Raw genomic sequence first — 20,347 nt, 5'->3', positions numbered from 1 at the left:
GAGGGTCGCTCTCCCCACCTCAATAATTACATTTGCGTAATTGTTGCTGTGTTTCCGTCACCCATTTGGGTAACAGATACAGTGCTGTTAAAGCCAATTACAGAGCCTTCAACAATGTTATCGTTACCCATTTGAGTAACACTAAACGATACGTTTTCACCACCAACTAAAAATGCTGATTGTTCAACGCCTGTAACCCAGTTACCTTCGCCTGTTTGTGAAATATCAATACTATGGTTATTGCCTTCAACCATCATATCAATAAGATTTAACATGCCATTTTGTGCAATATCAATTTGGTTATCGTTACTGTCTAAAATGCCAGCGAGCGTAACGATTGCTTCATTTTGCGAGCCACTTTGCGTAATGTCGATATCGTTATTGTTAGATGTAAGCGATACATCGGGGTATGACGATTGCACTAGCATTGCATTTTCATCACCAGACTGAGCCAAATCAACATCGTTACCTGTGCCATTAAAGTTAGCTAAATGAATAGAGTTTAAATCGCCAACTTGATTAGCCATAAACTCATTATCAGAACCAATAACACCCATATAAGTTTCGTTTAAGTCACCCATTTGGATTGCAGTAACGTCGTTATTATCACCAATAATATCGGCAGTTGTTAAGTTTTTAGCGCCAACTTGTGTAGCAGAAACTTCGTTATTTGAGCCTTCAAACAAGTTAGATTCAATAGTATTCATTGATCCTTCTTGATCTAAATCTATTTCGTTATCATCGCCAATAACGGCTGCAAATGTTACTGCGTTTGTATTACCATCTTGCTCAACTGAAAGCTCATTAGCATCACCTGAAATAGAACTAAATGTTGCTGTATTGCGATCGCCCAGTTGCTCAACCTCAAGTTCATTTTCATTACCTTGAAGACTACTTACCTTGAACGTACTCCAATATCCATCTTGAACTAAATCGAGAACATTTTCATCGCCCGTAAGCATGGTGATTTCAGCTTCATGCCATTCACCTGTTTGTAGTGAGGTGATTTCATTTGCGTTTCCTTGCATATCCATGTTGTAGAACCAGTGGCCACCAGTGCCTTGTTCAACATCAATGATATTATCATCGCCAGTTACCGTATTAATTGCTTCGTTATTTACAAAAAAGCCTTGGCCAAATTGCGAAACCATTAACATATTATTATTGCCAGTCAGCTCAGTAATAAAACCATTAGCAACCCCATCCTGGGCGTATACCTGCGCGTTGTTATCACCAATCGTGGTAACTTCGCCGTAGTTTCCTGATTGAAGTTGAGAAACTTCAGTTTCATTGTAGTTACCTGTTGTAGTAACAAGCATGGTATTGCTGTCGCCGTCTTGAGTTAGTAGCGCGGTATTTTCATTAAAAGTTTGTGTTAAAGTCATCGAGTTTTCAATACTTTCTACAGAAACGTTAGTAGCAAGTTCTGAGTTTGATGCTGATTTGCTTGATGTATCTGCATAAGAGGCAAAGCTAGTACCCATTGCAATTGCTACTGCGCAGCTTAAAAGTGATTTGTTTAACTTCATTATTTTTCTCCTTGAAATAGTAAAATAAAATACCTTAGGTGTTATAAGTTTTAAAAAGGTATCTTTTGTTTCAGCATGCCGTGCCGATATAATGTTTTGTGATCCGCTTGAAAAGCTCTCAAAGTAAAATTTACAATGTAATTAATAATTATTAATAAACGTTTTGTCATTATTTTTAACTTACGTTTAATAACTGTTAATTATTAAGTACCCAATTACTGTATTCCTCTAATGTCATTTCTTAAATCATCATTTTTTACCAATTATTTAATTGTTATTTTTCAGTTGGTTATTATGGTTTTTGGTTTTCATTCTTAATTCGATACAAAAAGCAGTAAAAATTAACGGCCCTGTATTAGGTAAGTTGTCGAGTGTTAATTTCATTAAAAGGTCTGTGTTTAGTGTTTTTTTTATACATTAACTGGTCAAAATGGATGGTTTTTTAAGCATTTTAATTTTTTAACTTGTTTAATTATCAATTAGGTTGTTTTCTAAATGTATGCCATGTGATCCCTTGTACTCGAAATAGTGAAAGAACGTGCTTAGAGCATCTAAGCTAACCCAACAAAAACTATGGATAGAACAATGAAAACAAAATTATCTATTATTACGCTCGCCTTACTTCCTTGTTTAGCCGCTGCAAAGGTTCCTGATGTGGGTGTAAAGCAATCGGCAACCGCTAGCAGTGATTCAATAATTGTTAAATATAAAAGTAATGCTACGAAAGAAATGCGTAAGCAGGCTCGTTCATTAGTTAGAGCTAAAATTACTGATATAAATAAAGATGAAATTGATGATAACTATACGTCCTTGCTGTCGGGGCGTTTAGCTAAGTTTAAAGTGTCAGGAATGAGCACTAAAGATGCTATTGCACGTTTGAAATCTCACCAAGCTATTGAATATGTTGAGCCTGATTATCGAGTGAGCATGGCAAGTACCCCAAACGACCCTCGCTTTGACGAGCTATGGGGCTTAAATAACGAAGGTCAGACTGGTGGTACTGTTGATGCTGATATTGATGCGGTAGAGGCATGGGCTATTTCTACGGGTAGCCGAGATGTAGTTGTGGGTGTTATTGATACCGGTGTTGATTACACACACAGTGACTTAGCAAGTAATATTTGGGTGAACAGCGCTGAAATTGCAGGTGATGGTATTGATAATGACGGTAACGGCTTTATTGATGATATTCATGGTATTAATGCAATTACAAATACTGGTGACCCAATGGACGATCAAGGTCACGGCACTCATGTATCAGGAACAATTGGTGCAAGTGGTAATAATTCAGTTGGGGTAGTAGGTGTAAATCAAGAAGTATCAATAGTGGGTTGTAAATTTTTAGACTCAGTAGGTGATGGCTCAACTTCTGATGCCATAAAGTGTATTGATTACATGGTTGGCCTTAAAAATTCAGGCGTTAATTTACGTGTATTAAATAATAGCTGGGGCGGTGGCGGATATAGCCAAGCACTGGCTGATGCTATCGAATCGAGTGAAGCAGCTGAACTACTATTTGTAGCAGCGGCTGGTAACGATACTATTGATAACGATGTAAACCCTCACTACCCATCAAACTACGAAAACGCAAGTGTGTTATCGGTTGCTAGTACGAATCAAACTGATGATATTTCATGGTTCTCTCATTGGGGCTTAACCAGTGTTGATATGGGCGCTCCAGGTACTGCTATTGTATCTACTACTCCGGGTGAAAGCTATGCATCTTATTCGGGCACATCAATGGCAACGCCGCATGTAGCGGGTGCCGCCGCATTAGTATTATCAGTGAACCCTGATTTAACAACACAAGAGTTAAAAGCGTTATTAATGAGCAGCGGTGATGCAAATGCAGCCCTTCAAGGTAAAACTGTGGCCGGTACACGCCTTAACGCAAATCAAGCATTGTTAGATGCAGATCCAACACCTGGCTTTAAAATTTCAGTAAGCCCACTTACACAGCAAATTGTAGCCGGAGAAGCTGCACAGTATACATTTACAATTGGCTCAATTGCCGAGTGGGATGAAGAAGTAACGCTTGAACTATCAACAACATTAGGTGGTGCTTATTTATCATCGCTTACAGCGCGCCCTGGTGATGAAGTAAGACTTAACGTTGAAACCGACACTGACACTCAGTGGGGCGATTACGAGCTAATGGTAACCGCTACAGCGGGTGATATTGTTAAGCAGCAATCAGTTAAGTTAATGGTTCAACCAGTTGGTTTAAATGACTTTACTTACAGTAGCGCTGCAAGTATAGAAATACCAGATAATGATCCTGAGGGTGCAAGTTCAGTAATTAATATTTCTGATGATTTAACTGTATTTGGCACAACTGCTGATGTTGATATTACTCATACATACTCAGGTGATTTAGTTGTAAAACTAATATCAGCACAGGGTACTGAAGTAACATTACAAAGTAGTGTAGGTGGTGGTAACGATGATATTGTTAAAAGCTTCAGTTCAGATGCGTTTAACGGTGAAGTAGCATCTGGCGATTGGACACTACAAGTGGAAGATACTGCCGCAGCTGATACTGGAACAATTAATGGTTGGTCACTAACATTAAGCGCTATTGGTGAAGTTAGCCCACAACCACCACGCGCTGGTTTTGAGGCTGAAACTCAAGGTTTAACAGTTAATTTTACAGATTCTAGTACTGATGCTAATAACGATATCACTCTATGGAGCTGGGACTTTGGTGATGGCGCAACATCAACTGATCAAAACCCTATGCATGTATATGCAGCATCAGGGAACTACGATGTAGTGTTAACAGTAACCGATAGTGAAGGTAATACAAATACATCAACTCAAAGCGTTGTTGTAAGTGATGTAGAGCTTGAACTGAGCTTAAAACGCGCAAATAAATCTCGATTAGATACTATGCGTGTAGATCTAAGCTGGGATCGTGTAGGCGCTGAGTCATTAAGCGTATACCGTAACGGTGAGCTAGTAGATACAACGTCAGATAACGGCAGATACCGTGATTATGTACGTGGCGCTACATTACCATCGTACGATTACCAACTTTGTGTATCTGAAAATGTGTGTTCTAACATCATCACAGTTTCATTTAACTAAATAAACCACTACTCCTAAAGTGACCTTAAGCCCAGCATTGCTGGGCTTTTTTTGTTTTAAAAAATATAAACTACGTTTTGTTATACGGGTGTGTTTTAAGCCAGTGCTTGGCCATTTGTACACGCGTGGCAAACCAAACCTGCTCATGCGATCGGGCATATTCTAAAAACCGTGCTAATGCTTTTATTCTTCCTGGTCTGTCAATTAAGCGGCAATGTAAACCTATCGACATCATTTTTGGGGTGTTTTCACCTTCTGGGTCACCTTCTTTTTATGGATAGACTAAGCAATCCTAATGAAGTGTAGGGTGAGCTAAACATAAACCCTATTCTTTACAAGCCACAAAACAGCTTTGTCAAAGAGGTATTTTTAGGCCTACAAACAGAGTATGGCTCGGGCGATACCGATCAAAATAATTATTTATTAGGGGCGGTGTATCGTTAGATGTACCAGGATTTCAATACTTTAACGTGGCTTATTACCTTCGTTTTCAAGACGATATAGATATCGAGCGTGAAGATAACAACCAAATAACCGTTACGTGAGGCTATAACAAAGGCAACTTTAGGTACGATGGCTTTTTAGACATTACTGACAGTACCGACACCATGTTTGGTAAAAGTGAAGGCGGTTTTAACTTTACCTCGCAACTTAAGTATAACATTGCCCCAATGCTTGGCCTAGACACAGGCCGTCTAGATGTAGGTATTGAATATGTATTTTGGAAAAATAAGTTTGGTGTAGATGGTGAAACAGAGCACAACCCAAACTTGATGGTTAAATGGCACTTTTAACAGTAAATTGAATAAATATTTTACGAGTAATTAAAGGCTACTACTTAGTAGCTTTTTTATTTTATGGTCATAAATAATTGAATAGCCTAAATTAATTGTGTTAAATTACTTTTTAATAATACTATATGGATTTTGTTTTCATGGACTCTGAAATAGATTTTTCTACCTACACTTTAGATGAGCTTTACTCCAGCGCACAAGCAATTGACCGAGAACGCTTTCCTGAGCGCGCAAAAGAAATAGACGAGCTGATAGAAACTCGAGAAGCGCAAGATCCCACACAAAATTCCGACTCAAAAATAGTTGGCGGAAAAGCATCACGCTCAGATAGGCTAATGGCTGCTATTGTTGATGGCGTTTTAGGTGTTGTTTGTTTTATACCTGTATTCATACTCGTAGGGTTTGATAATTTAAGCCAACCAACGCTTACTTTATCTGCAGGTTTGCTAGGTTATGGCATATTAAGCACGTTAGTGCTTCATGGTTACCTTATGTACCAACGCGGACAAACAATTGGTAAATCTTTAATGTCTATCCGTATTGAAAATTTAGATGGTACACAAGCAAGCTTTACTACAATTTACTTTAAACGCATGCTTTGTATGCAACTATTATCACTTGTCCCTTCGGTAGGTCAGTTTATAGCTGGTTTTGTTAATCCATTATTTATATTTGGAAAAGATAAACGCTGTTTACATGATCATATAGCGGGAACAAAAGTGAGTTATGTAGATTAATCAGGGTATTAATTATGGCAACTTTGCCTAGGCAAAAAAAATTACCCGGATTTAAAATAGTCTATAGTTTGGCTCTATCAGCATTATTTATTGTCATTTTGCTATTTTACATGGAAGTAATTAACGAAAAACCTTTATTGCATCAGTTTTTATATTTGTTTGGATTATCTTCTTTAGGAGTGGTTATTGAATGGCTATCTACAAATAATAAGCAATCACAAGCTATTGATATTACGGATGGTGAATTTAAATTACTTGGTATAAATATAAAGGTGTCTGAGCTAGAAGAAGTACTTTATTGTCAAACGAAGCGGTTTGAGCATACCTTAAGGTTTAAATTTAGAGACGCGACCTACCGAGACATAGAAATATCAGCCCCTGACTTGATTGATGATTTGCGTTTTTATCACTTTATGGTTGGTAACGGTTTACCAGTAAAAATGACAGACGATATAGGGCGTTTTTTTGAGTGAATTTAATGAAAATTAGGATGTCATCCACTCTAATTACCAACACAATAAACTCTCATTTTTGTTTATAAATTAATTGTCGGATGGCATGGCTTCGTCATTTATCCGACCTACGTCAACAATAAAATTAGGGTAGATGTCAGCGTTATTTTTTATGTAATTCTGCAAGTTGGATAGGTATTAGCTTATTAATCTTTGAGTCAATTTTTGTAGGCTATCTTGCTTATTTTGAGTGGATAAATAGCGTTAGCTTAATTTATGGGCCTGCTTATAAACAACGTGTAAAAAATACCTACTTTTAAAATAATTACCTTCTCAAATATTACCTTTCATAAAACCTAACCTCAAACTGCATTCAGTGTAAATTACAGCGTTGTTTTTAAATGTATTTTTTAAAGTTAATTCAACCTTTAAGGGATGTTTTTTGGCACGTAAGTTGATACAACTCCTTATAAATTTTAAAAAGGAATTACTATGACTGCTGAATACTTTATGGCACTGGGGTTACTCGGTGTTGCATTTTTTGCTGTTGCAGGCGCGTTGCTTGGGTATGAAAAAAACATCAGTGGCTTTGGCGTCGTGGTGGTGGCAACCGTTACTGCACTGGGTGGCGGCACGCTAAGAGACATACTCTTAGATAAGCCGATATTTTGGATTGCCACACCTGAGTATTTATATTCTACCTATGGCGCTGTTATAGCAACCGTTGCATTTATTCGATACTTACCGCGCGTTAATAACTACTACTTTTTGCTGGTCGATGCTGTTGGTATGGCGTTATTTAATATTATGGGGATAGAAAAAGCATTGATAAATGGCTCTGGCATGGTGGTCGCAATTACCATGGGTATCACTACAGGTATATTTGGTGGTTTAATACGTGACGTAATTTGCCGTGAGGTGCCAACGGTTATGCGCAGCGAACCTTACGCCTCTGCGTGTTTAGCGGGTGGTGCAGTTTATGCCGCTTTATTTAGCCTTAATGTAGATTACATTTGGTGTATTTTAGGCTCATTTTTCACGACTATCTTTTTAAGATTAGGCTCTTTGCATTGGGGTTGGCATTTAACTATTTTCAGAAAAAAAGACTTCAGAGATCAAAGCGACTAATTTTAGCTACGAGTAGCCCGCGTTTGCATGCGGTGCTCGTAATTATCTTCATCAAGAATGGTAAAACCCAGTCGTTTATAAAGTTTTAATGCTTCCTAATATAGCCCTAATGTTTATATTTTTAGGGCTATAGCGCTTTTAATTAGATACAACTAAAACAAGCGCATAGAGTTAAATATGCTGGTTAAATTAACAAAGACATTACTATCTTTATAGTACTACCAATACCCAAGTGCTTTCCACCAAAGCCCGCCAATAATTCCCCATACACTTAAATTAATAAAGCTCATTATAAGGCCCATTACCCACCAGTCTTTTAATGATACATAGCCTGAGCCAAACACGATGGGAGATGTACCTGTTGCGTAATGCGTTAACGACATCATGAGTGATGAAGCGCCTGCTAACAGTAAACCTAAAAATAAAGGCGGTGCGCCAAGCGCCAAGCCTGCGGCGTAAAATGCGGCAAACATAGCAGTAATATGTGCTGTGGTACTGGCAAAAAAGTAATGAGCGTAAAAATACACAGCTACCAATATAATGGCCGATACAATCCAGTCAAAACCCAGTTGTGCAATGTTGCTCTCAACAAGTGTTGAAAACCACGTTACCAAACCTAGTTTATTTAAAAAAGTGGCCATCATTACTAATGCTGAAAACCAAACAACGGTATCCCACGCAGACTTTTCTTTAAGTGCATCGTCCCAGCTTAATACACCAGTCACTAATAAAACCGATAAACCTAAAAAAGCTACTGCGGTTGTGTTAACTGCGTAGTCAGTCCCTAAAATCATTGCAGGTACGCCGGCCCATAAAACAAGCAGCATGGCAAAAACTCCCACCATTATTTTTTCGCCATAACTCATTGGGCCCATTTCAGTTAATTTAGATTCTGCATAGTTTTTAGCGTCGGGTGTGCTTTTAACTTCAGGTGGGTAAATGGCATAAACAACCAAAGGCACAAGGGCAATACATAACAAGCCAGGAACAAGTGCAGCGAGCGCCCACGTATCCCATGTAATACTAATATTTGCACCGGTAGCATCAGCAATAAGCTTTACAATTAGAGGGTTTGGCGCAGTCGCCGTAATAAACATAGCGGATGTAATAGGGTTTATATGGTAGCTCACTAAAGCAAGGTAGTGCCCAATTTTACGAGAGGTACCTTTCTCAGGGGACGAGCCAAAGCTTGTTGCTATCGACTTCATAATTGGGTGAATAATAGCGCCGCCTCGCGCGGTATTACTTGGCGTTACAGGCGCTATAACAAGTTCAGACAGCGCGAGTGCATAGCCAATACCAATTGTTTTTTTACCAAAAAGAGAAATAAAATTATAGCCAATACGATTTCCCAAACCGGTTTTAGCTAAACCCCGAGAAATAATAATCGCAATACCAATTAACCAAATTAATGAGTTAGAAAAGCCACTTAATGCATCTTTAATTGCGCCAGAAGGGCTGTCATTAGTTACGCCCGTTAACGCGACAGAGGTAATAGCCAAAATAGCAATGGCGCCAATCGGCATTGCTTTACCAATAATGGCAACTACAGTACCAACAAATAAAGCCAACAAATGCCATGCGTTTTCGGTAACACCCTGCGGAGGCGGTACAGCAAACCAAAGTAATAAAACAATGGCTATAGAAATCAGTCCAGAGGTAACCCGAATATCAGTACCCTTCATTAAAAATGTCCCTAGGTTTTAGAAATGCATGCATTCTGTGTATTGAAAAGGCAACGTTATTTTACTTCATTTAATAATAAAAAAGGTGACGCACATCATATGAATATTAGACTTATTTAATTTTATTAATAAAGAGGTAATAAACCATAAACTAAAGTGAATGATTAAATTACCCTACGAGAGCTTACGTTGTACTTAATCAACTCTTATTTTTTAAGGGTTAGCTTGAATTGTTTTATCGGCTTGTAAGGTCTTTGTAAGTCTTAACGAATACTTGGAAATACAATGAACTTAAAACACACAAACAACGCACTTTCTTTTTTACTCTCATTGAGCTTTCTACTGCTTGGCTTATCGTTTGCGTTAGGTGCAAATCCTAATACGTTAACGGCTACATTTAGCTTTTATGAGCTTGATGCGTTAATAGGTGTAAATACATTAGGCTTATTGGCGGGCTCAACTATGCTTGCACTAGTGACAACAACCTTAGCTGCGCATTTTAAATTAATAAAGCCTACAGCGGCACTCGTGTTAGCTATTGTAATTAGCATCGTCCCGTTACTAACATTATTTGCCAGCAACCGTTGGATGGCGCAACTTGGCGGCTTTCCAATTATTGGTAGCGGGCAGGGCATAATTAAATACTTTGCTGTAGTGCCTTTATATTTGTTTTTATTTTATAAAGACAAACTTACCGACAAACAACACGTACTTTTAAACTTTATACCGGTTGCTATGGTTTTACTGTGGATTGGCGGCATGAAGTTTTATGAGTTTGAAGCAAAAGGCATTGTAAGTTTAGTAGAAACTTCACCGTTTATGTCGTGGTTATACACGGTATTTAGCGTACAAGGCGCATCTAACGTGATTGGCGGGTTTGATGTATTATTTGCTGTGTTATTGGGCTTAGGGCTATTTTTAAATAATAAAAAGTTAATTATTGTAAGTGGCTTAGCGTGTTTAAGCGTATTTATGATGACTCAAACATTCTTAATTACTGCAACCAGTGCATTTAGTTCTTCCACTTTATTGGAGCGTTTAGGTCAGTTTGTAATTAAAGATTTATGGTACGTAGGTAACTTAATCGTTATTGCGACTTTAATGATATTTAAACCGACTAAATAGCATATAAAGAGGACGTTATGATCAGTTGCCACCAATACGACTATATCGAAATTGCCTGTATGCACCGTTTAAGCATTGAGCTTATATTAAAAAATGGTGATGGTGTATGTGGCGTAGCAACTGACACAAAACGCAATGCTAATAGAGACGAATGCATAGTTGTTAACGTAAATAGCGAGTTGCAACTCATTGTGCTCACTACAATCAGCGTACTTAAAGCGCGTGAGAAAAATCCATACTTTGACCACGTGAACTTTGATGTAAAGTAAGCACCTCATTCATTCGTTTTTATCATAAACACCTCAGCGAGCCTGTATCATTAATATGTTAAGGCTCGCTTATCTAACCAATGTTTTAGCTAATTACACGCTAGATACATAAAGCCAAAATTCCCCTATAACGTCTCTTAATTTTTTAATAACGTTTTTACAGAATAAGGCTAAACGCTAATTATTAAAACTTATAAAATCATGACTTTATAAGTAAGCCTCAATAAGCTTTTGTGTAGCGCTTAGTATCCGTACGTTTGTTAATTATGATCGTAAAAGGTAGCTACATAAATAAAGCTAACTTACAGAAGCAATTGTTTTTATAAACAGCTAGTTTAATTTTGTCCAATAATATTATTAAACGCCGTTTTGGTGAAAAATAACAAAGGCCGTTTTATAACATGCCTTATCACTTGTTTACATTAAAGTTATTTAGTGGAATTATTGAACAAAGTAATACACGCTGTTTTGGGGGGTTATAACCCCCAAAGTGTCCTCTGATAAAGCTGTTGAAGCGGAGATCCTATTCTGACCATTTGAGCCACACTTGCCTTGAGGTTATCCCTTCAGTTGGAGGTAAGTCATGAATACACTCATTGAACAAGTTAAAACTGAAATAGCCTACCGAGGCTATTCACAAAGTACCTGTAAAAGTTACTGCGAGCATTTGCTTAAACTCAGCCATTATTTTAATAAACCACTAGATTTAATCACAGATGATGAGCTGAATATCTTTTTTAAAGATCCCGCCATTCGCAAGCTCTCCAGAGCGAGTCAAAAAATACAAATAAACAGCATTTGGTTCTTGTTTAAGAATATTTTACAGCGCCCACTGAACTTAGACATAAGTACACGGCAGCCAACGCCTTTCATTTTTGGATAAAACGGTCAAAATACCTAGGTTGGAATCTATCATATTTGGTCATAAAGCTTCGTTCACAAGGCGTCAATGCTGTTGCTAGCCCAGCATTTTCGGCAGATAACAATCCACCATAAGCATTAAGAATTTGCTTTGTTGACCCATCTTCAGACAACATTGCCAAGAGGAATGACTATTTTATCTGAACTACTCAACCAGTCTGCGTACTTAGCCAAAGTCATGCATTAAAAGGGAGCGTGTTAGTGCTCCCTTCTACATCTATTTATTTAAAAGAGGCCTTTACTTTGATTCCATCCCAGCCAAGGTCATACCAAAGCGTATAATCGTCGCGACTACTAAAAGCGAACCAACGCCAAGCACCCAAAAAATCAATAACCATTTAAATTGATGAAGAGTTTTTTTCATCGTACTTTTCTCCAAACTTACTCATAGAAAAGACTGGCTCACTGTAAACACCAGCCCTTTTGTTATCTGCTTTCTAATGATAACCGTCAGTATCTACGACTTTTCCACGGAAAACTCGATAAGACCAGAATGTATAAATCAAGATGACAGGCACAATAAACACGACGCCAACTAAGGTAAATTTAAGGCTAGAAGTTGGTGCTGCAGCCTGATAAATAGTAATACTCGGTGGAATAATGTTGGGCCAAAGGCTGACGCACAACCCTAAATAACCCAGAAACAACATGCATAAAGCACATATGAAAGCTCGATATTCCTCTTTGGAATGCGCCGCTCCCATGAGCAACAACGCAAAAGTCGCAGTAAAAATCGGCAAAGGCGCCAAATAAATAATATTCGACAAGTTAAACCATAAATCACGCACGCTTTCATTAACCATTGGTGTGTAAATGCTGATGATAAACATACAAACCGAGAGCAACAGAGTTAATGGCTTAATAAAAGAACGCATTTTTTTCTGTAAACCGTGCTCTGTTTTAATGACCAACCAAGTAACACCCAGCAACCCATAAGCAAACAACAAACTAAAGCCGGTGAACAGGCTAAATGGACTCAACCAATCCAATCCACCGCCTGCGAACTCGAAATTTTCTACCTGAAAACCAAGGATTACAGCCCCCATTGCCACACCCTGAGCAAAGGTGGCCATTAAGGAGCCAACAAAGAATAGCTTGTCCCACATTGACCGATGAGACTCCGTGGCTTTAAAACGAAACTCAAAGGCGACGCCACGCAAAATCAAACCAAATAACATCAGCAGAATTGGCCCATACAAGGCGGATAAAATCACCGAATACGCCACAGGAAACGCGGCCAATAAGCCAGCGCCACCCAATACAAGCCAAGTTTCGTTGCCATCCCAAACGGGGGCAACCGAGTTCACCATAATATCTCGCTCATGTTTGTCTTTAATAAAAGGAAACAGCAAGCCAATCCCTAAATCAAAGCCATCTAAGAACACGTACATCATCAAACCAAAGCCAATAACAAAGGCCCAAATAGTCGGTAAATCAAAATGCATGATACTGTCTCCTAAATTTCTACGCCATCAGCGGCAGATAGCGGACGGGCTGGGCGTTTATTTAAATGCTCATCGTCTTCAAGTGAATAATCGTCAGCTGGACCTTTGCTAATTAGCGCTAACATGTAGCGCACGCCTACACCAAATACACAGACATACACCAACACAAAAATTAGCAATGATATACTCATAGCAGTAATGCTATTGGGCGAGCCTGCATCCACAGTGCGTTGCAAACCATAAACTACCCAAGGCTGACGACCTGTTTCTGTAACAACCCAGCCTGTAAGCATGGCAATTAGGCCGGATGGTCCCATCGCCACACAGAAGCGCAGAAACCATTTTCTCTCGTAGATTTTGCCCTTTTTACGCAGAATCAATGCGGTAACGGCCAGCACAATCATCAAGATACCAAGCGCCACCATGATGCGAAAACTAAAGAAGACCACAGGAACATAAGGACGATCTTCTGGTGGGACAGAAGTAAGCGGTGGAATATCCCCATCCAAAGAATGAGTCAAAATCAAACTAGCAACATTTGGAATCTCAATCGCAAAATCATTTCTTTCCTTTTCCATATTCGGCCAACCAAACAAGACCAGCGGAACGCCTTCACCTTTTTCAGCTTGATGCCAATGCCCTTCCATTGCAGCCACTTTAATTGGCTGATGCTCTAAAGTGTTTAAACCATGTTGATCACCAACCATAACTTGCAAAGGCGCCGAAATAAGCAGCATCCACATTGCCATGGACAACATTTTTTTCGCTACCTGTGTATGAGATCTTTTCAGCAAATGAAACGCGCCAGAAGCACCGACCAACAAAGCGGTTGCTAGGAAAGCAGCCAAGCCCATGTGAACTAAACGATAAGGAAAAGAAGGATTAAAAATGATCTCAAACCAATCGACTGGTACAACGCGGCCGTTAACAATGTCGTAACCTTGAGGGGTTTGCATCCAACTGTTAGACGCCAAAATCCAAGTCATCGAGATTAAGGTCCCAATAGCGACCAAAATAGTAGAGGTAAAATGTAGCTTTTCGCCGACTTTTTTCCAGCCAAACAACATAACACCCAAAAATCCAGCTTCAAGGAAGAAAGCCGTCATAACTTCATAACTCAGTAATGGGCCAGTAATGGACCCAGCAAAGTTAGAAAACTGGCTCCAGTTGGTGCCAAATTGATACGCCATCACAATGCCAGAAACAACGCCCATAGCGAAGTTAACAGCAAATATTTTCATCCAAAACCGGCATAAGGTCATGTAAATCGGCTTTCTTGTATACAGCCATAAACCTTCTAATACTGCCAAATAACTGGCAAGACCAATGGTAATAGCAGGAAAAATAATATGGAACGAAATTGTGAAAGCGAATTGTATTCGCGCCAAATCAATAGCATTTAAATCAATCATTGTGCTCTGTCTACCCTTTACACTGCCAGAAAGCTAAAAATAATTACGTTGTTAAGTGTAAGGCTTAAAAAAATACAGAACAGGCACAATAAATTAATTTATAATAGGCACAGATTTATTATTAAGGGCACAGCCATGAGTCAATTTAAATACCTAGAGCTGGAACACTTATTACGTAAAGACATTAAAGCCAATCATTTTTTGCCAAGTGGAAAGCTTCCTTCTATCCGAGAAATGTGTCAGAGCTTGGGCTTTTCCAAGGCCACCGTGCTACATGCCTTGCATCGACTCGAAGCAGAGGGATTGATCTTTTCTAAACCAAAATCAGGTTACTTTGTCAAAGCAGCGACACTAGGTGAGCGCCTATCACCAAAGCGCATTGACCCACCAGCAGCTCCCAGAAAGGTAACCGTTCCAGCCATCTTAAAAGACATCATGACACGCAGTGCCGCCTTCGATATTTTACCAACGATTGGCACGACTAATGATGCGAACCACCTCATCACGTTGAACCGACACTTAAGCAAAGCACTGCGCTCCAAGCCCTCTCAAAAAGCTCTGTACTACAACGACTCTAGCGGCGACATACGCTTAAAAGATGCCATTGTAAATCACTATCGCCACCGTAGTTTGAACCAAGACCTATCACAGGTTTGCATTACCGGTGGTTGCCAACACGCCTTATTCATTTCCCTCATGGCAACATGCTCACCTGGTGATACTGTGGCTGTAGAATCGCCTGCATTTTATGGCGTACTGCAAATAATGGAGCAACTCAAACTGAAAATTATCGAAGTTGCTGCTGACCCCGTAGAAGGTTTAAGCGTTGAAGATTTGGCCGAAAAAATAATAGAGTGGCCAATTAAAGCCTGTATTGTGTCCCCAAACTACGCCACCCCCACAGGGGCATTCATGCCTGAAAAGGCACGCCAAGCATTAATCAACTTAGCGGTCGAGAAAGATTTTTGTATCATAGAGGACGATATTTATGGGGATTTGGCTTTTCCGCCTTTTACCGCTGAACCATTGAAGAAATTCGATACTAATGGTCAAGTTATTCTGTGCAGCTCTTTTTCGAAAAGTTTATCACGAGATTTAAGGATTGGTTGGGTGTTTGGAGGTAAATGGCACGACAAGATTACTCAATTGAAACTGGTTACCCAGTTATCCTCTAGCGAATCCACTCAACAAGGGCTTGCGACATTTTTAGAAGAAGGCCATTACCGTCGCTACCTTTCTCAACAGGTCAATAAGCTAAAGCAACAACAAAGGGAGTTGATGATTTTATTAGATACCCATTGGAGTGACAAAATTCGCTATACCCACGCCCAGGGGGGGATTTCTATGTGGGTAGAATTAGAGGAATCCATCAACACACAACACAGTTATAACAAAGTATTAGAGCAAGGTGTGATCATGACCCCTGGTTCACTTTTCTCGGCATCGGGTCAATATAAAAACTTTTTACGTTTAAGCTATATCCATCCGTTAACCGAACAGAGGCAAGCCGCTATCAAAAAGCTATTTAGCGTACTGCTTGGATAAGTTTTTTTACAACGTTAAACCCGCTTACTTGGCAACCAATGTGGTCACAGAATATTTGTGACCATGTGCATCATGGTTTTTTATAAACCAAAACAAGCAAAGGTCAAAAAACACTTAAAAAATAAATGAAATGGTTATTTAATGAGAAATACAGAAACAAAATTAAGATGAAGCCTATTCTGGTTTTTAAGTAAATTGCAATAATATCAGCTGGTTAGGTTTGGTTCATAAAAATGAATCACGTAAAGGTCTGAGCTACATTGACAAGATGAAATCAAAATAGGTAGCTCGATAGGCGACAGTAACTATTATTAAAAAATGGTAAACAACTCGGCTTTATTTAGCCTGCTTACCTTTAATAAAAAGCGGAATATTATTGTGAAGAAAGGCGTGAATAGAGGGGTGAATAAATTGACCTAGCGAGGACAAACGAAAGTGTTTGCCTTTACCTTACGCTGCGGCAACTGTACTGCCTTGTTCATAATATAGAAAAGCTGAAAAACACGATACTTTAAGAAGGGTAAGCCCTTTTAACCTAAATTAAAGCTACTCAACCACCCGTAATACCTTCCAAAACGCCAATTAAAACAACACCAAACACTTCTTTATATGCTGCGTAAAAGCATAGTAATAGATTGAACCAAAATAGGAACGCAGCTATTGTTTATTTATCAATAAAAACAAATAAAAAACGAGTTAATCTACAGGCTCTTTATATGCTCAAATGGAGTTCGTAGCATAATCATGGAATTAACTAACCCGCTTCCACCTCAAGATCATAAATTTTAATCATTAAAAGCTGGTTTAACAGAATATAATGAATCATACACAGGCTCAGTGTTTAGAGAGAAGGTTTCATCATTCGTTAAAAATGATTCAGGTATAATTGTCGGTGGAGTCTTAGGTGAAATAAATTGGAATTGGATGCATATTCAAGGTCTTTGGATTGATGAAAATATCCGTAAAGGTGGCTGGGGAACTAAGTTACTCTCTTGTATGGAATAATATGCTTTATCCCAAAACACCACTAATATTCGTCTTGAAACAACTACTTTCCAAGCTCTAGATTTTTACATCAAAGCTGGTTACTCAGTTTTTGGCGAATTACCTGATATGCCTAAAGGTCACACTAGTTACTTTTTACAGAAGCAACTGGGCATATAACAGGGCGTTATATTTTTATCGACGAGTGATGCGCATCACGCTATACTCATTTCATGATTAAATCTTTCAAACATAAAGGCCTCAAAAAATACTTCCAAACAGGAAGTGTTGCTGGAATTCAGGCCAAGCATGAACGTAAATTACGTATGCAACTCACAGCAATAGATACTGCGCAAGCAATTGATGATATCAATTTACCCGGTTTCAAATTGCATCCTCTAAAAGGGGATCGTGACAGGGTTTGGTCTATTACTGTAAATGGTAATTGGCGCATTACTTTCGAATTTATCGATGGTAATGCTTATATTCTCAATTATGAGGACTATCACTAATGACTATGTATAACCCACCACACCCAGGCGAATTTATTTATGACGTTTACCTTGAGCCAGCTGGCTTTAGTTGTCGTTACTTAGCTAAACAATTAGATGTCGCATCTTCAACTTTAAATCGAGTTCTTAAAGGTCAAAGTGCTATATCTCCTGAAATGGCACTTCGTTTGTCTAAAGCAATAGGTAGAACACCTGAGAGTTGGTTGTCTATGCAAGATAATTATGATCTTTGGCACGCTAAACAACAAGTCAATTTAACAAATGTCCACTCAGTAAACTTTGCTGAAGCATAAAAATATAATAAGAGACTATGGCGTCAATAGTTAATTTATAACTTTTGGCGCTTCCCATAAAACACCATCTCTTGGCACAGGGCAAGATCACGGACTTTACTTTGACCTAAAAACACTAGAATAAACTAGACATCCACCTTAATTTTTGCAGTTTGGCCAATGTCTTGTTTGTTCAATTTGGATGGCTGTCTAGTTTAATTTTGCATCGAGGATATTTATGGAAATTGAATATATTTGGGGTGTTTTAGCGGTTATTGCAGTTTTATTTATATTAATATTTGGTAACTCAATACCTAAGCATGGCAGCATAACTGAAGGTGATATTATTGTTGCTTTAAAATCAGGTCACAAAGTTAGAGCAATAAAATATTATAGATCTGTTCATGGTGTAAGTTTGAAAGAAGCTAAAGATGCCATTGAAAAATTAACTTCAAAAACATAACAACATTCCCAGAAGTCAGGGCCAAGTAAAATTTAGCCATTAATTGCAAATTTTAAAGCGATGAGCCTCTTCGTTTTCTAACATATAAATACACCCCTTATCCATTTGAATATCAGCGATCTAATAATAAATTGTGCTATCCCCACTTATTTTCACTTCGGCGATATCATCAAACGCGCCGCCCCAAAAACCAATTAACTAAGAGCCAAATAACAATAGTTTAGTAAACGCTAGTTCATATTACGTCACGTAATATCCATGCAGAACTTTAAGTTAAACATACGTTCGTGCAGCGTTCCCATTTTTATTAGACTCAATTTATTGGACATTCTTTTTATGAAATTAAAGTTATTTATCGCAATTATTTTTAGCACTTCAATGTCGTCTTACGCGACAGAAGCAGTAGATAAAACGGAGTTTTCATTCGAAGACTTAAGAGCGTTGGCAAAAGCTTCAGCCGAAAAGCCCTATACGCCAACTAAGGTGCCAGCGCCGGAGTTAATCGATAAAATTACGTATGATGAACACTGGAAAATACGCTTTAAAGAAGATGAAACCTTATACCCAAGTGGAAAAAACGCACCTGTACAATTATTTTACCCTGGGCGGTATTTTCCTGAGCCAGTAAGTATTTACATCAGAGACGATAAAAATCAGGTTCAAAATGTACCTTTTAGTAATGACGTTTTTGATATGCCTGATAACAGCCCAGCTCACGACCTCCCTGAAGGGTTTGGATTTGCAGGCTTTAGAATAATGCGCCCAGATATGAAACCAGATTGGATATCTTTTTTAGGCGCGTCTTATTTTCGTACCGACGGGCCAGAGGGGCAATATGGATTGTCGGCTCGAGGTATTGCAATTAATACGGGTATGAATCAGCCAGAAGAATTTCCGCGTTTTTCTGCATTTTGGATTGGCCCCGCAGAAAAAAAAGGTGAAAGTGTGTCTGTTTGGGCATTGCTTGAAGGACCCTCTATCACTGGTGCTTATCGGTTTGGTTTAAGCAAAGATAACAAAGAAGCCAAAGGGCATATTACCTCTGTAACGGCTAATTTGTATATGCGCGCCGATGTTGAACGCTTAGGCGTAGCACCGCTAACCAGCATGTATTGGTACTCACAAAAAGATAAAACAACTGCTAAAGACTGGCGCCCAGAAATTCACGACAGCGATGGCCTGGCTATTCACACAGGATCGGGTCAATACATTTGGCGCCCATTAAATAATCCTCAGTCGGTGTCGACCAATAGCTTTATTGATGAGAACCCAAAAGGATTTGGTTTAATTCAAAGAGATCGTGACTTTAATAACTACCAAGACGACGGCGTATTTTACAATAAGCGTTCATCAGCGTGGATCAAGCCCACTGACGATTGGGGAAGGGGAGCTGTTCAGCTAATCGAGATTCCAACAAAAGACGAGACGTTCGACAATATTGTTGCTTATTGGGTGCCTGAAAAAGAGGCGCACAAAGGTGATGAGTTTACCTTTTCTTATGATATTGAGTGGCGTCCACTCGATCCAAAATCAAAAATGCTTGCAAGCGTTGTGAATACTCGCCAAGGCTTGGGGGGAATTCCTGGCCAGCCTATTCCTGAAGGTGTTAACAAAATGGTGATTGATTTTGAGGGCCCAGTATTTAATGGCTTAGATAACGAAAGTGGTATAAAGCCGATTGTTGAAGCCAGTAATGGTGAAATACTAGAGCCTATTGGAGTTTATCCGGTTGTAGGTACAAACCAATGGCGATTAGCGTTTGACTATAAACAGACTAATAACGATCCAGTAAGCATTCGCGCGTATTTAGTTGATAAAAATGATGACGCGATAACCGAAATATGGGTAAGTGATGCAAAGGTAACGATTGAATAAGCCTTAAAGTAAAACGGGTGGCTATATTTTGATTTGCTTCGTAATTATAGCCACCATAATATTTACTTAATCGAGCGTTACGAGTAAATATTAGTTAAAGTAACTGTTTAGC

At 38.8% G+C, this 20,347-nt stretch carries 19 protein-coding genes and 1 pseudogene; 14 read left to right on the top strand and 6 right to left on the bottom strand.

Features of this window, described 5'->3' with window-relative positions; translation table 11 throughout:
- Positions 1–26: 26 nt before the first annotated feature.
- Complete coding sequence (locus I6F49_RS05515; RefSeq protein WP_197179024.1) at positions 27–1,529, bottom strand: curlin; 1,503 nt, start codon at positions 1,527–1,529, stop codon at positions 27–29.
- 585 nt (positions 1,530–2,114) lie between these two features.
- Between I6F49_RS05515 and I6F49_RS05510 the strand changes: the two genes are divergently transcribed.
- On the top strand, positions 2,115–4,616 hold the full coding sequence (locus I6F49_RS05510) for a S8 family serine peptidase (RefSeq protein ID WP_197179016.1): 2,502 nt from the start codon (positions 2,115–2,117) through the stop codon (positions 4,614–4,616).
- A gap of 70 nt (positions 4,617–4,686) precedes the next feature.
- On the opposite strand, the pseudogene I6F49_RS20330 reads toward I6F49_RS05510, so the two are convergent.
- A pseudogene (locus tag I6F49_RS20330) lies at positions 4,687–4,887 on the bottom strand (allantoinase); the annotation flags it as partial.
- A gap of 337 nt (positions 4,888–5,224) precedes the next feature.
- Between I6F49_RS20330 and I6F49_RS20325 the strand changes: the two are divergent.
- The 4 genes from I6F49_RS20325 (at position 5,225) to I6F49_RS05490 (ending at position 7,727) form a co-directional block, all read left to right on the top strand.
- The gene (locus I6F49_RS20325) at positions 5,225–5,410 is read left to right on the top strand and encodes a hypothetical protein (protein WP_231615043.1); all 186 of its coding nucleotides are present in this window, start codon (positions 5,225–5,227) and stop codon (positions 5,408–5,410) included.
- A gap of 140 nt (positions 5,411–5,550) precedes the next feature.
- Positions 5,551–6,147, top strand: a complete 597-nt coding sequence (locus tag I6F49_RS05500; RefSeq protein WP_197179014.1) for an RDD family protein — start codon at positions 5,551–5,553, stop codon at positions 6,145–6,147.
- A 14-nt stretch (positions 6,148–6,161) separates the two neighbouring features.
- Complete coding sequence (locus I6F49_RS05495; protein ID WP_231615042.1) at positions 6,162–6,620, top strand: hypothetical protein; 459 nt, start codon at positions 6,162–6,164, stop codon at positions 6,618–6,620.
- Between the two features lie 471 nt (positions 6,621–7,091).
- The gene (locus I6F49_RS05490) at positions 7,092–7,727 is read left to right on the top strand and encodes a trimeric intracellular cation channel family protein (protein WP_197179012.1); all 636 of its coding nucleotides are present in this window, start codon (positions 7,092–7,094) and stop codon (positions 7,725–7,727) included.
- A gap of 218 nt (positions 7,728–7,945) precedes the next feature.
- Here I6F49_RS05490 and I6F49_RS05485 read toward each other — a convergent pair whose 3' ends face one another.
- Positions 7,946–9,412: a DASS family sodium-coupled anion symporter gene (locus tag I6F49_RS05485; protein WP_197179010.1), complete on the bottom strand. Its 1,467-nt coding sequence runs from the start codon at positions 9,410–9,412 to the stop codon at positions 7,946–7,948.
- Positions 9,413–9,697: 285 nt separating this feature from the next.
- On the opposite strand from I6F49_RS05485, the gene I6F49_RS05480 reads away from it, so the two are divergent.
- The 3 genes from I6F49_RS05480 (at position 9,698) to I6F49_RS05470 (ending at position 11,689) form a co-directional block, all read left to right on the top strand.
- On the top strand, positions 9,698–10,537 hold the full coding sequence (locus tag I6F49_RS05480) for a DUF417 family protein (RefSeq protein WP_197179000.1): 840 nt from the start codon (positions 9,698–9,700) through the stop codon (positions 10,535–10,537).
- A gap of 17 nt (positions 10,538–10,554) precedes the next feature.
- The gene (locus tag I6F49_RS05475) at positions 10,555–10,806 is read left to right on the top strand and encodes a Rho-binding antiterminator (RefSeq protein ID WP_197178998.1); all 252 of its coding nucleotides are present in this window, start codon (positions 10,555–10,557) and stop codon (positions 10,804–10,806) included.
- A 583-nt stretch (positions 10,807–11,389) separates the two neighbouring features.
- Positions 11,390–11,689 (top strand): phage integrase N-terminal SAM-like domain-containing protein, encoded by a 300-nt coding sequence (locus I6F49_RS05470; protein WP_231615041.1) that lies wholly within the window; start codon positions 11,390–11,392, stop codon positions 11,687–11,689.
- Between the two features lie 276 nt (positions 11,690–11,965).
- On the opposite strand, the gene I6F49_RS20630 is transcribed toward I6F49_RS05470, so the two are convergent.
- The 3 genes from I6F49_RS20630 to I6F49_RS05455 all read right to left on the bottom strand — a co-directional run bounded on the left by I6F49_RS20630 (position 11,966) and on the right by I6F49_RS05455 (position 14,584).
- Complete coding sequence (locus I6F49_RS20630) at positions 11,966–12,091, bottom strand: DUF2474 family protein (RefSeq protein WP_197178996.1); 126 nt, start codon at positions 12,089–12,091, stop codon at positions 11,966–11,968.
- Positions 12,092–12,164: 73 nt separating this feature from the next.
- Positions 12,165–13,172 carry a cytochrome d ubiquinol oxidase subunit II gene (cydB, locus tag I6F49_RS05460; protein ID WP_197178994.1) on the bottom strand — a complete coding sequence of 336 codons (1,008 nt, stop codon included), beginning with the start codon at positions 13,170–13,172 and terminating at the stop codon, positions 12,165–12,167.
- Between the two features lie 11 nt (positions 13,173–13,183).
- Complete coding sequence (locus I6F49_RS05455) at positions 13,184–14,584, bottom strand: cytochrome ubiquinol oxidase subunit I (protein ID WP_197178992.1); 1,401 nt, start codon at positions 14,582–14,584, stop codon at positions 13,184–13,186.
- Between the two features lie 135 nt (positions 14,585–14,719).
- On the opposite strand from I6F49_RS05455, the gene I6F49_RS05450 reads away from it, so the two are divergent.
- From I6F49_RS05450 to I6F49_RS05430, 6 genes are all read left to right on the top strand, one after another.
- A complete protein-coding gene (locus I6F49_RS05450; RefSeq protein WP_197178990.1) occupies positions 14,720–16,129 on the top strand; it encodes an aminotransferase-like domain-containing protein in 1,410 nt (469 codons plus the stop codon).
- Between the two features lie 837 nt (positions 16,130–16,966).
- Positions 16,967–17,134: a GNAT family N-acetyltransferase gene (locus I6F49_RS20560; protein WP_331460787.1), complete on the top strand. Its 168-nt coding sequence runs from the start codon at positions 16,967–16,969 to the stop codon at positions 17,132–17,134.
- A 212-nt stretch (positions 17,135–17,346) separates the two neighbouring features.
- A complete protein-coding gene (locus I6F49_RS05445) occupies positions 17,347–17,625 on the top strand; it encodes a type II toxin-antitoxin system RelE/ParE family toxin (protein WP_197178988.1) in 279 nt (92 codons plus the stop codon).
- The gene (locus tag I6F49_RS05440) at positions 17,625–17,918 is read left to right on the top strand and encodes a HigA family addiction module antitoxin (RefSeq protein WP_197178977.1); all 294 of its coding nucleotides are present in this window, start codon (positions 17,625–17,627) and stop codon (positions 17,916–17,918) included. Before I6F49_RS05445 ends, I6F49_RS05440 begins: the two co-directional genes overlap by 1 nt.
- A gap of 217 nt (positions 17,919–18,135) precedes the next feature.
- On the top strand, positions 18,136–18,360 hold the full coding sequence (locus I6F49_RS05435) for a hypothetical protein (protein WP_197178976.1): 225 nt from the start codon (positions 18,136–18,138) through the stop codon (positions 18,358–18,360).
- Between the two features lie 336 nt (positions 18,361–18,696).
- On the top strand, positions 18,697–20,235 hold the full coding sequence (locus tag I6F49_RS05430) for a glucan biosynthesis protein (RefSeq protein WP_197178974.1): 1,539 nt from the start codon (positions 18,697–18,699) through the stop codon (positions 20,233–20,235).
- The last annotated feature ends 112 nt before the right edge of the window (positions 20,236–20,347 follow it).

Origin of the sequence: Pseudoalteromonas sp. SWN166, from assembly GCF_015864485.1 — a bacterium.
Taxonomy (GTDB): domain Bacteria; phylum Pseudomonadota; class Gammaproteobacteria; order Enterobacterales; family Alteromonadaceae; genus Pseudoalteromonas.
Note: the sequence above shows the minus strand (reverse complement) of the source record. Positions and strands in the feature narration are given on the sequence as shown.